Here is a 14,316-nt window from a genome sequence, read left to right on the forward strand (position 1 = left end):
GTTTAATATGGTAGATCCTAGTATCAAGTACTGGAATGACGAAAAAAGTCACTTGGATGACAGGAAAAGTAGATGTTGGGATTACACCATGTTGACTGGCAAAACGGCACCTGTCTGCTTTCTGTGCAGTAGAGATTGGTATAAGAGGAGAAATGATACTGTGTTGGAATTAGATGTTTCAACATTCGTATACTGATCTAGTTGTAAATGTATTTTGGTGAATCTAAATTATACGTTTCTTCTCCTCTCAATACTTTCAGTTTTAAATACACTGCAAACCCTTCCTTCCCACTTACTTAATGTAACAGGCTCATAACCCAACTTTTTTAGTATCTTAATAATCTGAGGTAAAGCTTCAGCTGTATTTGATTTGTTGTTGTGGTTATGGAACAGTGTAATTGCTCCATTGTGCACGTTGCTTATAACTCTTTCAACTAAGATCTCTGGTTTATTACCTTGTCAATCTAGGGAGTCAACTGTCCATAATATCAAATACATATTCAATCAATTAATGTTTTCAATCAAATTATCATCATGACATTTATATGGTATACGAAACCATTTTACATCCTGCTTTGTTGCATTTTAAGTTGCCATACTTGTCTTCTCCAACTCTTGCAATTGTTCTTCACTTGAAAGCGATGTTAACTTTCTATGCAATCAAGAGTGATTGCCCAGTTCATGGCCTGCATTATAGATTCTCTTTGCTATCTCGGACGTTTTTTTATTTATATGTTCACCAAGAAGAAAAAATGTCGCTTTTGCTTTATAGCTTTTTAAAACATTGATAATATTGTTTACTCTACTGTTAGATGTTTCATTGTCAAATGTAGGCGCAACGAATTTACCACTGTTATTAACAATTTTTTTATGTTACTTAAACTTCTGTATGATAGACCTAAATTACAACTGAGCCCGCGATATGGTAAATTAAAATTACAACCACCACAGAAAGCTCGGTTGAGTATAGCAAAAGAAAAATTGTTATTAGCCGTCCTTTAAGCCCTGCCATTCTCATATCTTTTATCCTACCTTACTGCAATTATAGACCTTGGGCCACAAAGTCAGAAGTATCAATTTTCTCTTGCAGACAAGCAGCAATAACAGTGTTTATCATCAAAAGCGCAATGGTCATTGGACCAACGCCCCCAGGCACTGGCGTGATAGCTTTGACTTTTTCTTTTACTCCATCGAAATCAACATCACCTACGAGCTTTGTCTGCCCTCCTACATTCACACTATTTATGCCAACGTCAATCACTATTGCCCCTTTCTTTATCCAGTCTTTCTGGACAAAATTTGGCTTTCCAACCGCTGCAACTACTATATCCGCTTTAGAGCAACATTCAGCTAGATTCCTACTTTGTGAATGCAAAATGGTAACAGTGCAGTTTTCTTGCAACAACAGGTGAAACATCGGTTTACCCACGATGTTTGATCTGCCAATCACGACTGCGTTTTTACCTGAAAGGTTACCTTCAACCAATTTAATTAAATGCAAAGAACCTTTAGGAGTACAAGGTATAAGGCAATTTTTTTCACCTTTAACTAATCGGCCAACGTTTTCATCATGAAAGCCATCCACATCTTTTTCAACGCTTACTGTATTAATTACTCTGCTCGCTTTAATATGGCTTGGTAAAGGCAATTGTACTAAAATACCATGCATAGACGGATCTGAATTTAACTCATTAATTTTTGCAATTAATTCATCTTCTAAAATATTATCAGGCAAAATAATAGTCTCAGAACTTATGCCTATTGATTCTGCTTTTTTTTGTTTATTACGAACATAGACTTGACTTGCTGGGTTGCTACCCACAAGAATTACTTTAAGACAAGGAAAGATGTTGTGCTTCTTCTTTAAAGCTTCGATTTTTTGTGATAATTTCTTGCACAGGTCACTTGCTATTTCCTTGCCGTCAATGATAATTGCCACTTACTATACTCCTTGCCACTCTCTGAAGCCAGATAATTTGATATCAAATAAACTTAATACTTTGTCAATGGAATGATTTATAATGCCCTCCAAAGATTTCGGTTTAATATAAAAAGCTGGCATTGGTGTAGCAATAATTGCTCCATCTCTGTCAATTTTAACATATTTCGTAAATGACCAAAATGCGGCGGCGACTTTCGCGCCACAAGAACTAATTTACTTCTTTCTTTTAGAGTTACATCTGCAGCTCCCGTTAGCAGGTTGGAGGTGACACCTGACACAATTTCAGATATTGTTTTCATAGAACATAGAGCGATGATCGTCCCTAAAGTTTCAAACAAACCTCTCGCTATTCTTTCTCCTGTTTTTCTTTCAGAATAGTAAAAATCTGTAAGTGATGTGACGTCTTCAAGTCTTTCTGCAACTTCATGAGCCAGGGTGGTTTTTCCAGCGCAACTTACTACTAGATGAGTTTCATAGTCGGCATCTTTTAGCACTTCTAAAATACGCACACCATAAATAGAACCAGATACTCCACTTATTCCAATTACAATTCTGCTATTCACTTGAGTCTTCTTCGCAACTCATTCCCAATGCGCGTTTATAAGTATCAAGTAATATTTCCTGTTCTTCCCTGTCATCATCATCCATCTTTCTTAGTCTGATAACCTGTTTCATCACCTTTGTATCCCAATCTTTACCTGCAGCTTTGTATATACATAACGAATATGATCCTGCACATTCTTCTTTTCTTGCTCGAATTTTTCGATTCTTTCTATATAACCTTTTAGCTCATTGGCTGTTATTTTTACTGCGTCTTCCATAAAACCTAACTAATTAATCGCTGTCATAGTATGATCAGTTTTTACTTGTACTTCAATAACAGTAATAATGTTTTTATCTTTTTTTAAAATCTTGAAATGAAAACCATATATGAAAAATTCTTCGCCTTCGTCAGGAATGCGCTCTACCTTATTTACAATCATACCTGCTAGAGTTGTAGCTTCTTCATCAGGAAGATTCCAGTGCAATTGTCTGTTAATGTCCCTAATAGTTGATTTTCCCTCGATATGATATACATTGTCAGATATTTTCTTTATAAAATTCTCCGTGATTAAATCATGCTCATCGGAAATTTCTCCAACTATTTCTTCCAATATGTCTTCAAGAGTTACAATTCCCTGCAGTGTTCCATACTCATCAATAACAAACGCAAGATGTTTTCTGTTTTGACGGAAGTTATGTAGTTGAACGCTAAGAGGTGTACTTTCTGGTAAGAAACAAGGTTTTGACATAATTTGGACAATATCAACCTCCTCTATTTTATTATCCTTTTCGCGCAAAGCGTTTATTAGATTTTTTACATGAACTACTCCGACAATGTTATCTGGTTCTTTTTGCCATAAAGGCACCCTACTGTGGCTGCTGGTTAAAATTTCTCTTGTCAATTCTTCTTTATTTCGATCTATATCAAGAGAAAATAGGTTTCTCCTATGGGTCATAATTTCCGATATCTCTGTCTCAGCTAAATCAAGTATGCTGCTTAGCATATCTAAATCCTGTTGCAACATGGTTCCTTCACTGCGATGAAGAGTAATCATATTACGCATCGCATCTGCTGCAGATATTACTTCCCTATTCTTATGAAGCCTACATAACTTTAGAATAAGATTGACAATAAACTGAATGCCTAATGTCAATGGAGAAAAAATCTTGACAAAAAACAGTACAAAATAAGTGAAAAATAATGTAAATTTTTCAGGATTTTGCATGGCGTAAGTTTTTGGTAATACCTCGCAAAACAGCAAAATACAAAATGTCATTACAATCGTTGATAGAAATACGCCTTCACTTCCAAAGAAATTTATAAATATCGCTGTAAATAAAGCGGAACAAGTAATGTTAATAATCGTATTGCCGAGGAGCATTGTTCCTATTGTTAATTCTTTTTTACTTAACAAACGATCTATTATCTTGGCCCTTTTGTTGCCCTCTAGCTTTAGCTTATTAACGCGAGATCGGCTGATTGAGGTTAGACCTATTTCTGCTCCTGAAAATAAAAACGATAAAATCAATAAAACAAAATTTACCGATAATATTGAAACCAATAACCAATCCATTGAAGTATGATGTTATTGTGACAAAAAACAGAGTTAATTTTACATGTTATAAAAAGAATTCGCAAGTTTGAAATTTTGTATAGCTGGACTTTATATTTTTCTAAAATATTTATATATCTTTAATTTCAAAAAGTGAATTATAGAGTGTATCACACGCCGCATCCACATGTTTATCATGAACAACAAGTGGAGGTGTTATTCTCACTACTCTATTATTTAAAACTTTAGTCATTATTAAACCTTTGTCAAGGGATCGGCTAACAATTTTATCAGCAAAAGGAGCTTTAAGCTCTATTCCTATTAACAAACCCTCTCCACGAATTTCTGAGATTATCCCCGGAAATTCCCTAGCTAACAGTAGTAATTTTTCTTTTAGGTACTTACTAACCCTTCTAACATGGTCGAAAAAGCCTTCTTTCAGCACTATATCGAGCACTGCGTTACCAACAGTCATGGCAAGCGGATTACCGCCATAAGTTGATCCATGAGTTCCTGGAGTAATTGCTTCTGCTATATAATTTCTTACTAAACATGCAGCTAAGGGAAACCCGTTACCCATAGCCTTCGCGCAAGTTAAAATGTCAGGTTCGATTCCTATATTTTGATAATGAAATAAAGAACCAATACGCCCATACCCGCATTGCACTTCATCGAAGCACAGGATCATTTTCTGAGATTTTGTTATTTCTCTTATTTTGTGAAGGTATTCTACATCCAGTGTATATACTCCACCCTCACTTTGTATGGGCTCTAAAAACACAGCAGCTGTTTCATCACTGATTTTCTCCTCTAGCGCTTTGATGTTGTTCCTTAGCACTTTATCAAAACCAAAAAGGAGTGGAGCGAAACCCTCGCGTGATTTTTCATTTCCTCCAGCGGAAATTGCAGCAATACTGCGGCCATGAAACCCCTCTTCGATTGTAATAATGCGGTTGCGTTTTTCTTGCCCTTTTGAATAAAAATAACGGCGAATAAATTTAATTGCAGCTTCTGTTGCTTCAAGTCCGCTTGAACAGAAAAAGACTTTATCTGCAAAAGTAAGTGCTGTTAAACGCTCAGCAAGCCTTTCTTGCTCGGGAATAGTAAAAATATTAGAGCAGTGCCATAATAAATCTGATTGCTCTTTCAGCTTATCTGCAATATATGGGTGACAATGTCCTAAAGAGGTTGTAGAAATACCAGCAGCAAAGTCTAGATATTTTTTGCTGTCTTTATCAAAAAGATATACCCCTTCTCCCCTAACTATAGGAATTTTAAATCTATTATACGCATTGACAATGTGATTCATTTAAGTGCTGTAAACTATCCACGTTATACTTAAAATGTTCCCTTAGCACAAAGCTTTTCCTTTGCTAAGTTTTAAGTTGTCGTTAGCTTTTTACATAACCATACCAAACCAATTTTTAGCAGCACGCTAGGCATATAACACCCATCAGAAACAAAAGACTACTTGACAAATTCCTCCGTTCCCTTACCATAGTATTGAAGCTGTTATTTAACTTTCTAATCTGTGTAGGTTAAAATAATAAGAAAGCTTGTATTTGGCGTATTATGTGCACTACATGTCTTTTTTAAAACTTCAAGTTTCTACCCATACAAGCTGAAACGCGCTTATAAGTCGTTTAAGACATCACCCAACGCTGGGTTTTATTGTCTTGCCTTTTCTTTTTGCCTGGTAAATTTCTTAATATTTATTACTAAAATAGCATCCCAGATCCCAGTGTCAAGCACTAGGGTGACAACATAGAGATTGAGATGACAAAAAAGGAAGTACTAGTATGACACCCTGAAGATTCAAAACCATCATCCCGCTACGTGTTATCGGATGAGTTCCACAGGTAGTGGCAGACAGTAAATTGCCTTTTTCTGATTAATTTAGGTTATGCAAGCAGTCTATTGTAAAAAAATTCATTTGACTTAAATTGCTTATTGTATAAAATTGTAAGTAACGCATGAATAAAGGTTAACATGGTAGTTAAAATAAGGTTGGCAAGATTTGGTAAAAAGAAACACCCTTTTTACAGGATAGTTGTAGCTAATTCGCTGGCACCAAGAGATGGGCGTTTTATTGAGAGAATAGGGCAATATGATCCAATGCTACCAAAAGACAACAAAAATCGTGTTGTGGTAAAAGTTGATAGATTAAAACATTGGTTAAATGTGGGTGCGCAACCAACCAAGAGAGTGCTATGGTTCATCGAAAAAGGTATGATCATTCTAGAAATAAAAAAGAAGAAGATAGAAGCAAAAAAAACAGAGGAAAAGAAAATAGCAACACAGAAAGTAAAAGAATAAGAGGCATAAGTCTCTTTAATGTTGAACACTAGTTTAACAAATAATGGTAGATTAGACGATATTATATCTTCTGATTTATCAGCTATGAAAGATTTTATCTTCAGAAACGTTGATGATGAAGACATCAAATTCGCTGCTGATATTATATCTCATCTTATTGGGTCGGGTGGAAAAAAAATAAGGCCTAAATTTGTCTTCATCTTATGCAAAATGCTGAACTACTCTGGGGAGGACAGAGTTAGAGTTGCTGCATCGGTAGAATTTATACACAATGCTACTTTACTTCACGATGACGTGCTCGATGAAAGTGAAGCACGCCATGGAGTTAAAACAGCAAATAAAATTTGGGGAAATAAATCGAGCATTTTAGTTGGTGACCTATTATTGACTCTAGCATTTAGATGGCTTATAGGATGTGAAAATTTAAATGTTCTCTCTATTTTATCTAGAGCGTCACATTTGCTTGTAAAAGGCGAAATAAAACAGATGACGACACGCTTTAACCCTTACACTACTCGGAAAAATTATTTCGATATCATTGAAGAAAAAACAGCGTCTTTATTTTCTGCGTGTTGTGAAGCTGCATCTGTAATATCTGGTGCTACAAGTGATGAAACAGAAAGATTAAAGAATTTTGGTTTTAATTTTGGCATGGCATTCCAAATAATTGATGATATGCTCGATTATACTGCTGATCAAGGCGCTTCTGGAAAACAAGTTGGAAAAGACTTTTTTGAGGGCAAGGTAACTTTACCTGCCATTATAGCATACGAGAAAGGAAGCCTAGTAGAACGAAAATTTTGGGAAAAATGTTTTTCTTCAGCTGAGCGCAATTTTGACCAGGCGCTGTGCTATATTAGCCACCACAATGCCGTTGAGCTTTCTATAAAAAATGCAAGGCACTATGTTACCATGGCGCTAAATGATATTAGTACTTTTTCTGACTCTCCTTATAAAACTGCTTTGATTGACTTTTTGAATACAAGCATAGAAAGACAAGTTTAGCTAGTTCTTGATATTTTCAGATTAGTTGCTATATATTTATTAGGTTCTTAAGGTTAATGATATGTCAGATAGTAGCAAGGAAAGAAAAAAGAAGTTTACCAATATGGTAAATAAGCAAAAAAGCGAAGGCCAACAAGATAGTAGCAAACATACTGATAATCTTAACGAGAATCTCAATATGTTGAAAGAGCGTGCAGCTCAACTTGAAGATCATTTACGTCGTGCTGTTGCAGATAATGAAAACGTCAAACGTATAATGCAAAAGCAAATCAGCGATGCAAGTGATTATGCAGTTACACAATTTGCACGTGATATGATCGACTCGTGCGACAATTTAAAAAGAGTGATGGAAAATTTAAAAGATGGAGATCCTGTTCATGAAGGAATCAAAGTAGCTCATCAAAAAATTATGAATGATCTGAAAAAACATGGAATAGAAGAAATGGACCCAATGGGAGAGTCTTTTGATAGTAATTTACACCAAGCCGTTGTGGAAAGAGAAGATAATGAAAAAGAAACTGGTACTATCGTGGAAGTCTTACAAACTGGTTATACTATTAAAAGTAGGTTGCTCCGTCCTGCAATGGTTGTTATTTCTAAAAAATCTGATGAAAATGCATAAATATCAAAGGTCGGACTTTCCTTATAACTATTATTTAAGCGGAAAATCAATAGCCCAGTTTGGTGTCATTCCAGCACGCGACGCTGGAATACAGAAAAAGAAAATGGATGTCAGAACACAAGACTGTACAAACATTTGTCCCAGAAACAGTGTGTTAAATGTTATAGTGGATTTTACCTCGAGCATAAAGGTGTCATTCCAGTGCTTAACACTGGAATCCAATCCGCACACAATCCTATTGAAAACGTTGTGTCTTAACATAAAACAGCTACTTTTATGTTCATCAACTTAGTAAAATTTTTGGATCCCAGTGTCAAGCACTGGAATGATATCCTCAGGCTCGAAATCATAGTGTTCTTACGATTATGTGTCGGGGCACTAGGATGACATCTAGTTGTTATAATAACGAAGAGGAAAAACGCATCACAGAATACTCGAGTGCATTTGAAAAGCAGAGCAAAACTACTATCAGAAATCAAGCTTTGAAAGATTCCATTGTCTTTTCAGGCATTCAACCAAGTGGCATACTGCACTTAGGTAACTATCTTGGTGCAGTCAAGCAGTGGGTAGACTTACAGGATAAATATAAATCTCTTTTCTGTGTTGTTGACTTGCATGCAATCACAGCTAATAAACTTCCTGCCAGTAAATTAAGAAGTAATATTCTTGAAACAGCAGCGGCTTACATTGCGTGCGGAGTAGATCCAGAAAAGTCCATTATTTTTAGTCAGTCCACAGTCAGCAGTCATGCAGAACTCGGTTGGCTACTTGGGTGTTATACACCAGTTGGTTGGCTTAGTCGCATGACTCAATTTAAAGATAAAGCCGGTAGCGATAAACAAAAAGCCTCTTTAGGGTTATATAGCTATCCAGTACTTATGGCTGCAGATATACTGCTATATAAAACTAAATACGTTCCTGTTGGTGATGATCAAAAGCAGCATTTGGAGCTCACTCGCGATGTTGCATTGGCTTTTAACAATCACTACAAAATAAATTATTTTGTTGTGCCTGAAATCCTAGTTTTGGACCATGCATCAAGAATAATGAGCTTAAGAGATGGCACAAGCAAAATGAGTAAATCTGATCCTTCAGAATACTCGCACATTAGCCTTGACGACACAGACGATTTAATCGTTAAAAAAATAGGAAAAGCAAAAACAGACTCAATGCTAGGCTTTGACTTTGCTACTTTAAAGTGCCGCCCAGAGATAAGTAACTTGATAAACATTTATTCAGCACTGAGTAGTTTTGATGTAGACAGAATATGCGAAGAGATGAATAAGCACGATATGAAGTACTTTAAAAAGGAGTTGGCTGATTTAATCATCAGCATTGTATCACCTATACGTAAGAAAATGAGAGACCTCTTAAAAGATCAATTCTATTTACATGAAATATTAAAGAAAGGTACAAAAAAAGCAGCAGAGATTGCAAACCAAAGCATAAAAGAAATAAAGGACGTTATAGGGTTTATCCAATAAGTTACAGCTATTTCTTTCTATGACTTTTAAATCGTGCAGCCATTTCTTTTACACTGACATGTGTAAAAGGAGGCTTTTTACTAACTAGAGGCTTGGGATCGGACTTTGCTGTTATAGGGTTCATTTCAGGTCTTTCATTTCTCGCTGGAAACGAGTGAGGTTGAAAGGCAGCTTTTGGTGGGTATTTCTCCACACTGATATCTGCTTGTGCAGCAGGAGTAGCTTTTCTCTCATCAGCTTGATCTTGCTCAATTTTTCCTATCACTGACTTTACTCTGCCATCCTTTTTGCTATTTACTTCTTTTTTCACAGCAACCACTTTTACTTCTGTTGCTGCCCGATCAGCAGCTTCTTGTGCTGATTGCCTACGGCCTTGACTCTCAGATTCTATCGGCACTGTCAGTTTATTTTTAGCTGATTTTTTTGAGAGTCACCCTTACTATTCTTGGGTTCGTACTCACTTGTTGATCAACATGACCCAGATTTTTAGGCTTTGGAGATTTAGGTTTAGGTTGTTGCTGTTGTTTATTTGCTCTTTTCGCTTCTATATGTTCCTTAGGGACTGTTGCGCAAATTGACTCTTTTTCTTGGTAATTAGATATTTTTTTATCAGATTCTTCATCTGATAAACTTCCATATCCCGAATCATCAAAAGATATAATCTCTGGTTTTGATTTAAAGCGCACCTTCTTCTTCTCAGTAGTAGCAACCTTTTTCTGAGGCTAAGGTTTAAGCTCATTCGGAGCAGTCGGAGGTGGCGGAGGAGCTGATCGTTTTACTTTCTTCCTGCAATTACTAGTAGATTCTTTTTTTTGGCTGCTCTTCTTTCCTTTGCTTTGATGTTATTGCGCTCTCCAAGTTTACTTCATACGATTTATGTTCCTCTTTTTCACTCCGCCTTGAATCTAAAATTTCTTTCAAGATGATACCACATCCTTCTTTCAAGACAATATCGAGTCCTTCTTTTACGCAATTAATTCTCCCAAAAACATTTGTATATTTTGCTGCTTTTTTTATAGTAAAACTCTGCAATCTATCTTGAGCAAAATTTCTTATGTTGTCATTCTTAATCGGAACATCTTTCCCTAGCCATATTCTCTTTAATATTCCAAAAGGCTAATGGCTTTTTATCCACCGGCTCTACATAATTATTCAAGTCAGTACATATAACAAACTTAGCTACATCTTCTGCCTGCTTGTAAAACCCCTCAGAGCTTGGGATAAATCTCTTACCGTTTTGCCATATTGCTCATCAATTTGTTTTGTGTCTTTCAGCTTTGTAACTTGTATCAAAGAATTGAGATTCTCGTTATAATTGCCACTCTTAAATAGATTATCTATATTAATTATTACTCTATATTTATTGAAATATAGACCTAAAAAGTTAAAGTTTAGTAAGTTATCTATAAATCCTCATAGCTAACTTAAAGTGAGATAAGAGAAATTTACTACTTCCTATATAAAGGGTTTAATGTTACCATCTTGATGGCCTATCTGAATTTATTGAATGAACATTAAAATAAAAAATTTAGTTCATGTTTTTTCTAAATTGCCAAGTTTAGGGCCATCATCATCACGCAGGTTAGTTATATATTTACTCCAAAATAAAGAAAAAGTTATGCTACCACTTGCATCTTTAATCAAAAAGCTGGCAGATCTTATAATAGAGTGTAAGGTCTGTGGAAATCTAGATACTAAATCACCGTGTTCTATTTGTACTGATCCAAAACGTGACACCAAATTACTGTGCGTAGTAGAAGAATTAGGTGATTTATGGGCGTTTGAAAAAGGTAGTATATATTCAGGTATGTATCACGTTTTAGGTGGTAAGTTGTCTGCAATAAACGGCGTAGGTCCAAAAGAACTTAACCTTGGTACTATCCCTAAAAGAGTTGCAGAGTATAAAATTGAAGAGATTATTATCGCAATTAATCCAACATTAGAGGGTCAGGTTACCGTGCAGTATATAATTGAATTGCTAAAAAACTTGGATGTGAAAATATCACGCCTTGCTTGCGGCATACCAATGGGTGGAGAAATCGACTACCTAGATGAAGGAACGCTAAGAGCTGCCCTTGCTTCAAGACAGGAATACGAACTGAACATAAAATAGTATATGTGCTTAAAAAAACTTATATTACTGATAACTTTCAGAAAAAAAGAAGCAGTGTCACCACCTAAAGCGGTAGCTTGGGAAAGCGACTGCCTAAACTATCAGCAATTCTCAAGCAAATTCAATACTATAATTAAAACAATTGATCAGTCTTTTACAATGATATCTTTAGAAGGATATAACGGATGGAGCAAGACATTTTTTCTAGAAGAGTGGATAAAAGAGTTAAAGCAACAAGACGAAATTGTAGCTTATTATAGCGCATGGGATATCAACGTATTGGATCAATCGCTGCCTTCTTTTTAAGTTTACTATTTGAGGATTTATTTGCATCACATGAAGTGAGAAGAGGCATTATACGAAGGTTTAAGGACGTGAACCGAGAGCTGTTTTCTTTAAACACACTGGCAAGCTAATTAGTAAATCTCCACTCGCTATGCTTTCTGTGTTTCTCGATGCTGCAAAAGAGGCTGACAAAAAAGATATTGGTTGTATACTGAGAGAGCTGAGTATTCTTCAAAGAAGAAAAGAAAACTTGAAGACTTTAAAACACAGTTAGCAAGAGTAGTTAATAGAATTAGAGAAGACAAAAACATCTATATAATGGTGAATGATCTTGATATATGCCGTCTTAAATGCATCATTGATTTTCTGAAATCTATAAAATATATGCTTGATATAGATGGGCTCGTCTTTATCATTTCTGTCAGTAGAGATAAGAGTAATGTATATAAAGCTATTAGCACAGTACTCGGATCAAATTTTGACTAAAAGTCTTTTACTGACCTCTCCTTGCACTTGCCAAGACACCCGATAAAAAAATTTATACAGAACTATTTAAAAATATAAAATTACCGAAAAAATCACAAAGTTTAATTATAAGTAGTTTCATACTTTATGCGGAAAGTCTATCACTATCGTTAGAAACAGTAGAATACTGTACAAAGAAAATAAAACTGTGTCTTCTGAATTACACAAAGGAAGAATTATCTGCTCCGAATTTGTTTTCATTTTTGGTAATATTACAATCCATAGATATTGATGCATATGAGGAGCTGGCTTCTTTATACCAAAAGGGATTAGAAAAAATTGAAAATGAATATAAGCCTGCAATTTTGAACTGTATAAATGGCCAAGAAGAATGGGAAAAACTTAGAATTTCTCTTAATGCTGCTTTCGCAGACAAAAAATCAGATATTGTAAGCAAGTAAGAAATATTCTGTTTTGAAAACATCCCTGTCTTGATGCACAAAGCAGGGGTCACAATTTTAACCGAGGAACCTATTTGCTAGTTCCTTCACATTAACTTTATATGCCTCTGATAAAGGCCCTTGTTCATGTGAAGCTTCAGGTCTAACGCCTTTTTTTGTCGTTACCTCTAGTAATAGAACAAACTGCAGTATCAGCCTTTATATACTTAATCTTGGATCTGATTGAAACCCATGATTTCTCTTTGTTTTTGTTTCAAGCTCACTGCCATCGTGTGTAACCTACACCTTTCTATAGCTGAATAAGGTTTAGTACCAGTAGTTATACTGCCATATATGTCGGCTTTGTTGCATAACAGTGGGTGAACATTTAATCTTTCTGGACTAAAACGCTTTTTACCTTGACAGATTGTATTTCTGTCAAGTGGATCATAAGTTTTTTTGTTAGTCTCAACCTTTTGATTTATCTTGCTGCTTAGGAGAAAAACCAGGACTTTCTTTCTCTTCCTTGCTTAATGTTTTAAGGAGCTGTATAGTTTCTAGTTCGTCAGTTGCTTGATGCAAATCAGAACTTTCCTGATGGTTATTCTGCTCAAATGTGTTATCAAATGCATTAACATTCTCATACACTGGCACAGTTTTCCTCGTTGTCTTAAAAGGGTTTGACTCTTTGCATCATGTATTCAATCAAAGTATGCTGACTTTCAGTAACATTATCCGAAATAATATGATACTCCGGGTTCACAAAAGTAACTTTCTCCTTCTTCACAGCATTAGGCTCTCAAGCAGCAGAATTAGTTTCTTTCTTTAGATTTAGTTCATTAAGTCCGCTCCTAACTTTATTTTTTCTTGCTGTGGTATGAATAACACACGGAAGTTCTACTTCATACTTAAATTTCTTGTCAAATATTGACTCATTAGATGAAGAATCTACTTGAAGCGTGCCGTTCAAAAATTTTGCTTTTGAAGCAGCAAAAGAAATACTACGTTGTTGTATTTTATATTGGTTATATTTTTACCTCTAAAATTATCAACTAATATGATTATAAATTTAGAGATATTGATTTTATAGTAACAGTGCTGGCAGACAAATATCTACACAAACTCAAGGTAACCTTACCCAGTAAACAAGTTTCCCGGTAACCAGATTAGCCCTGGTTTTGACATGGCCTTTCGACACTTCCTCAGTGGTTTATTTTCATTCGCCTCTATTTCACATATGACGCACAATTGCATCTTTTCCATAACGTTCACTATCTTGGCTCTTAACCTAAGCAGCTTATGGATATTTGAAGCTTGCTCTTGTAAATCGGTTCCGAGGAGCCCACCCTCATCTATTGTGCAGCTTCAGCTTGCCGCTTCTACGGTACACTCATTCCAGTAGCCTTTTTTGTCATCCCAATACTTGATGCTGGGATTCTTGGTACTACTTTAGTAATAGATATTAAGAAATTTACCAAATAAGAAAAAAGGCAAAAGAAACCCCGAGTGGCAAGTTTTGACTCTATAATACTTTAAAATTGGCGTTAT

At 35.5% G+C, this 14,316-nt stretch carries 14 protein-coding genes and 3 pseudogenes; 7 read left to right on the top strand and 10 right to left on the bottom strand.

Features of this window, described 5'->3' with window-relative positions:
* The coding region (locus IHO13_RS01810; RefSeq protein WP_225538005.1) for a hypothetical protein at nt 1-196 on the top strand (196 nt) is incomplete at its 5' end.
* A 464-nt stretch (nt 197-660) separates the two neighbouring features.
* Here IHO13_RS01810 and IHO13_RS01815 read toward each other — a convergent pair.
* The 6 genes and pseudogenes from IHO13_RS01815 to IHO13_RS01840 form a co-directional block, all read right to left on the bottom strand.
* Nucleotides 661-864: a polysaccharide deacetylase family protein gene (locus tag IHO13_RS01815; protein ID WP_225538020.1), complete on the bottom strand. Its 204-nt coding sequence runs from the start codon at nt 862-864 to the stop codon at nt 661-663.
* Between the two features lie 178 nt (nt 865-1,042).
* Nucleotides 1,043-1,939, bottom strand: coding sequence for a bifunctional methylenetetrahydrofolate dehydrogenase/methenyltetrahydrofolate cyclohydrolase FolD (gene folD, locus IHO13_RS01820; protein ID WP_225538006.1), 897 nt, complete (start codon nt 1,937-1,939; stop codon nt 1,043-1,045).
* A 3-nt stretch (nt 1,940-1,942) separates the two neighbouring features.
* Nucleotides 1,943-2,505: pseudogene (locus IHO13_RS01825) on the bottom strand (UbiX family flavin prenyltransferase).
* Nucleotides 2,498-2,763 (bottom strand): annotated as a pseudogene (locus IHO13_RS01830) (DUF2312 domain-containing protein). The pseudogenes IHO13_RS01825 and IHO13_RS01830 overlap by 8 nt, the downstream one beginning before the upstream one ends.
* 9 nt (nt 2,764-2,772) lie before the next feature.
* Entirely contained in the window at nt 2,773-4,059 is a 1,287-nt protein-coding gene (locus IHO13_RS01835) for an HlyC/CorC family transporter (protein ID WP_225538007.1), read from the bottom strand.
* Nucleotides 4,060-4,168: 109 nt separating this feature from the next.
* Nucleotides 4,169-5,347, bottom strand: a complete 1,179-nt coding sequence (locus IHO13_RS01840) for an aspartate aminotransferase family protein (RefSeq protein WP_225538008.1) — start codon at nt 5,345-5,347, stop codon at nt 4,169-4,171.
* Nucleotides 5,348-6,027: 680 nt separating this feature from the next.
* Here IHO13_RS01840 and rpsP point away from each other — a divergent pair.
* The 4 genes from rpsP to trpS all read left to right on the top strand — a co-directional run bounded on the left by rpsP (nt 6,028) and on the right by trpS (nt 9,465).
* Nucleotides 6,028-6,354 (top strand): 30S ribosomal protein S16, encoded by a 327-nt coding sequence (gene rpsP, locus IHO13_RS01845; RefSeq protein ID WP_225538009.1) that lies wholly within the window; start codon nt 6,028-6,030, stop codon nt 6,352-6,354.
* Nucleotides 6,355-6,372: 18 nt separating this feature from the next.
* Nucleotides 6,373-7,359, top strand: coding sequence for a polyprenyl synthetase family protein (locus IHO13_RS01850; protein ID WP_225538010.1), 987 nt, complete (start codon nt 6,373-6,375; stop codon nt 7,357-7,359).
* A gap of 61 nt (nt 7,360-7,420) precedes the next feature.
* Complete coding sequence (locus IHO13_RS01855) at nt 7,421-7,981, top strand: nucleotide exchange factor GrpE (RefSeq protein WP_225538011.1); 561 nt, start codon at nt 7,421-7,423, stop codon at nt 7,979-7,981.
* A 383-nt stretch (nt 7,982-8,364) separates the two neighbouring features.
* The gene (trpS, locus tag IHO13_RS01860) at nt 8,365-9,465 is read left to right on the top strand and encodes a tryptophan--tRNA ligase (protein WP_225538012.1); all 1,101 of its coding nucleotides are present in this window, start codon (nt 8,365-8,367) and stop codon (nt 9,463-9,465) included.
* A gap of 7 nt (nt 9,466-9,472) precedes the next feature.
* Here trpS and IHO13_RS01865 read toward each other — a convergent pair whose 3' ends face one another.
* The 3 genes from IHO13_RS01865 to IHO13_RS01875 all read right to left on the bottom strand — a co-directional run bounded on the left by IHO13_RS01865 (nt 9,473) and on the right by IHO13_RS01875 (nt 10,497).
* Entirely contained in the window at nt 9,473-9,862 is a 390-nt protein-coding gene (locus IHO13_RS01865) for a hypothetical protein (RefSeq protein ID WP_225538013.1), read from the bottom strand.
* A gap of 13 nt (nt 9,863-9,875) precedes the next feature.
* Nucleotides 9,876-10,151: a hypothetical protein gene (locus IHO13_RS01870; RefSeq protein WP_225538014.1), complete on the bottom strand. Its 276-nt coding sequence runs from the start codon at nt 10,149-10,151 to the stop codon at nt 9,876-9,878.
* Nucleotides 10,152-10,260: 109 nt separating this feature from the next.
* Nucleotides 10,261-10,497, bottom strand: a complete 237-nt coding sequence (locus tag IHO13_RS01875) for a hypothetical protein (RefSeq protein ID WP_225538015.1) — start codon at nt 10,495-10,497, stop codon at nt 10,261-10,263.
* A 475-nt stretch (nt 10,498-10,972) separates the two neighbouring features.
* On the opposite strand from IHO13_RS01875, the gene recR reads away from it, so the two are divergent.
* The gene (recR, locus tag IHO13_RS01880; RefSeq protein ID WP_255586064.1) at nt 10,973-11,578 is read left to right on the top strand and encodes a recombination mediator RecR; all 606 of its coding nucleotides are present in this window, start codon (nt 10,973-10,975) and stop codon (nt 11,576-11,578) included.
* Nucleotides 11,579-11,581: 3 nt separating this feature from the next.
* Nucleotides 11,582-12,806: pseudogene (locus IHO13_RS05965) on the top strand (P-loop NTPase fold protein).
* 430 nt (nt 12,807-13,236) lie between these two features.
* Here the strand turns inward: IHO13_RS05965 and IHO13_RS01900 are convergent.
* Nucleotides 13,237-13,422 carry a hypothetical protein gene (locus IHO13_RS01900; protein ID WP_225538019.1) on the bottom strand — a complete coding sequence of 62 codons (186 nt, stop codon included), beginning with the start codon at nt 13,420-13,422 and terminating at the stop codon, nt 13,237-13,239.
* Between the last annotated feature and the right edge of the window lie 894 nt (nt 13,423-14,316).

The sequence above is a fragment of the Wolbachia endosymbiont of Mansonella perstans genome (genome assembly GCF_020278605.1).
Classification (GTDB): domain Bacteria; phylum Pseudomonadota; class Alphaproteobacteria; order Rickettsiales; family Anaplasmataceae; genus Wolbachia.

Coding starts and splice junctions, on each gene's coding strand:
- IHO13_RS01835 (WP_225538007.1), bottom strand. CDS start 4,059: ATGGATTGGTTATTGGTTTCAATATTATCGGTAAATTTTGTTTTATTG.
- IHO13_RS01840 (WP_225538008.1), bottom strand. CDS start 5,347: ATGAATCACATTGTCAATGCGTATAATAGATTTAAAATTCCTATAGTT.
- rpsP (WP_225538009.1), top strand. CDS start 6,028: ATGGTAGTTAAAATAAGGTTGGCAAGATTTGGTAAAAAGAAACACCCT.
- IHO13_RS01850 (WP_225538010.1), top strand. CDS start 6,373: ATGTTGAACACTAGTTTAACAAATAATGGTAGATTAGACGATATTATA.
- IHO13_RS01855 (WP_225538011.1), top strand. CDS start 7,421: ATGTCAGATAGTAGCAAGGAAAGAAAAAAGAAGTTTACCAATATGGTA.
- trpS (WP_225538012.1), top strand. CDS start 8,365: ATGACATCTAGTTGTTATAATAACGAAGAGGAAAAACGCATCACAGAA.
- recR (WP_255586064.1), top strand. CDS start 10,973: ATGAACATTAAAATAAAAAATTTAGTTCATGTTTTTTCTAAATTGCCA.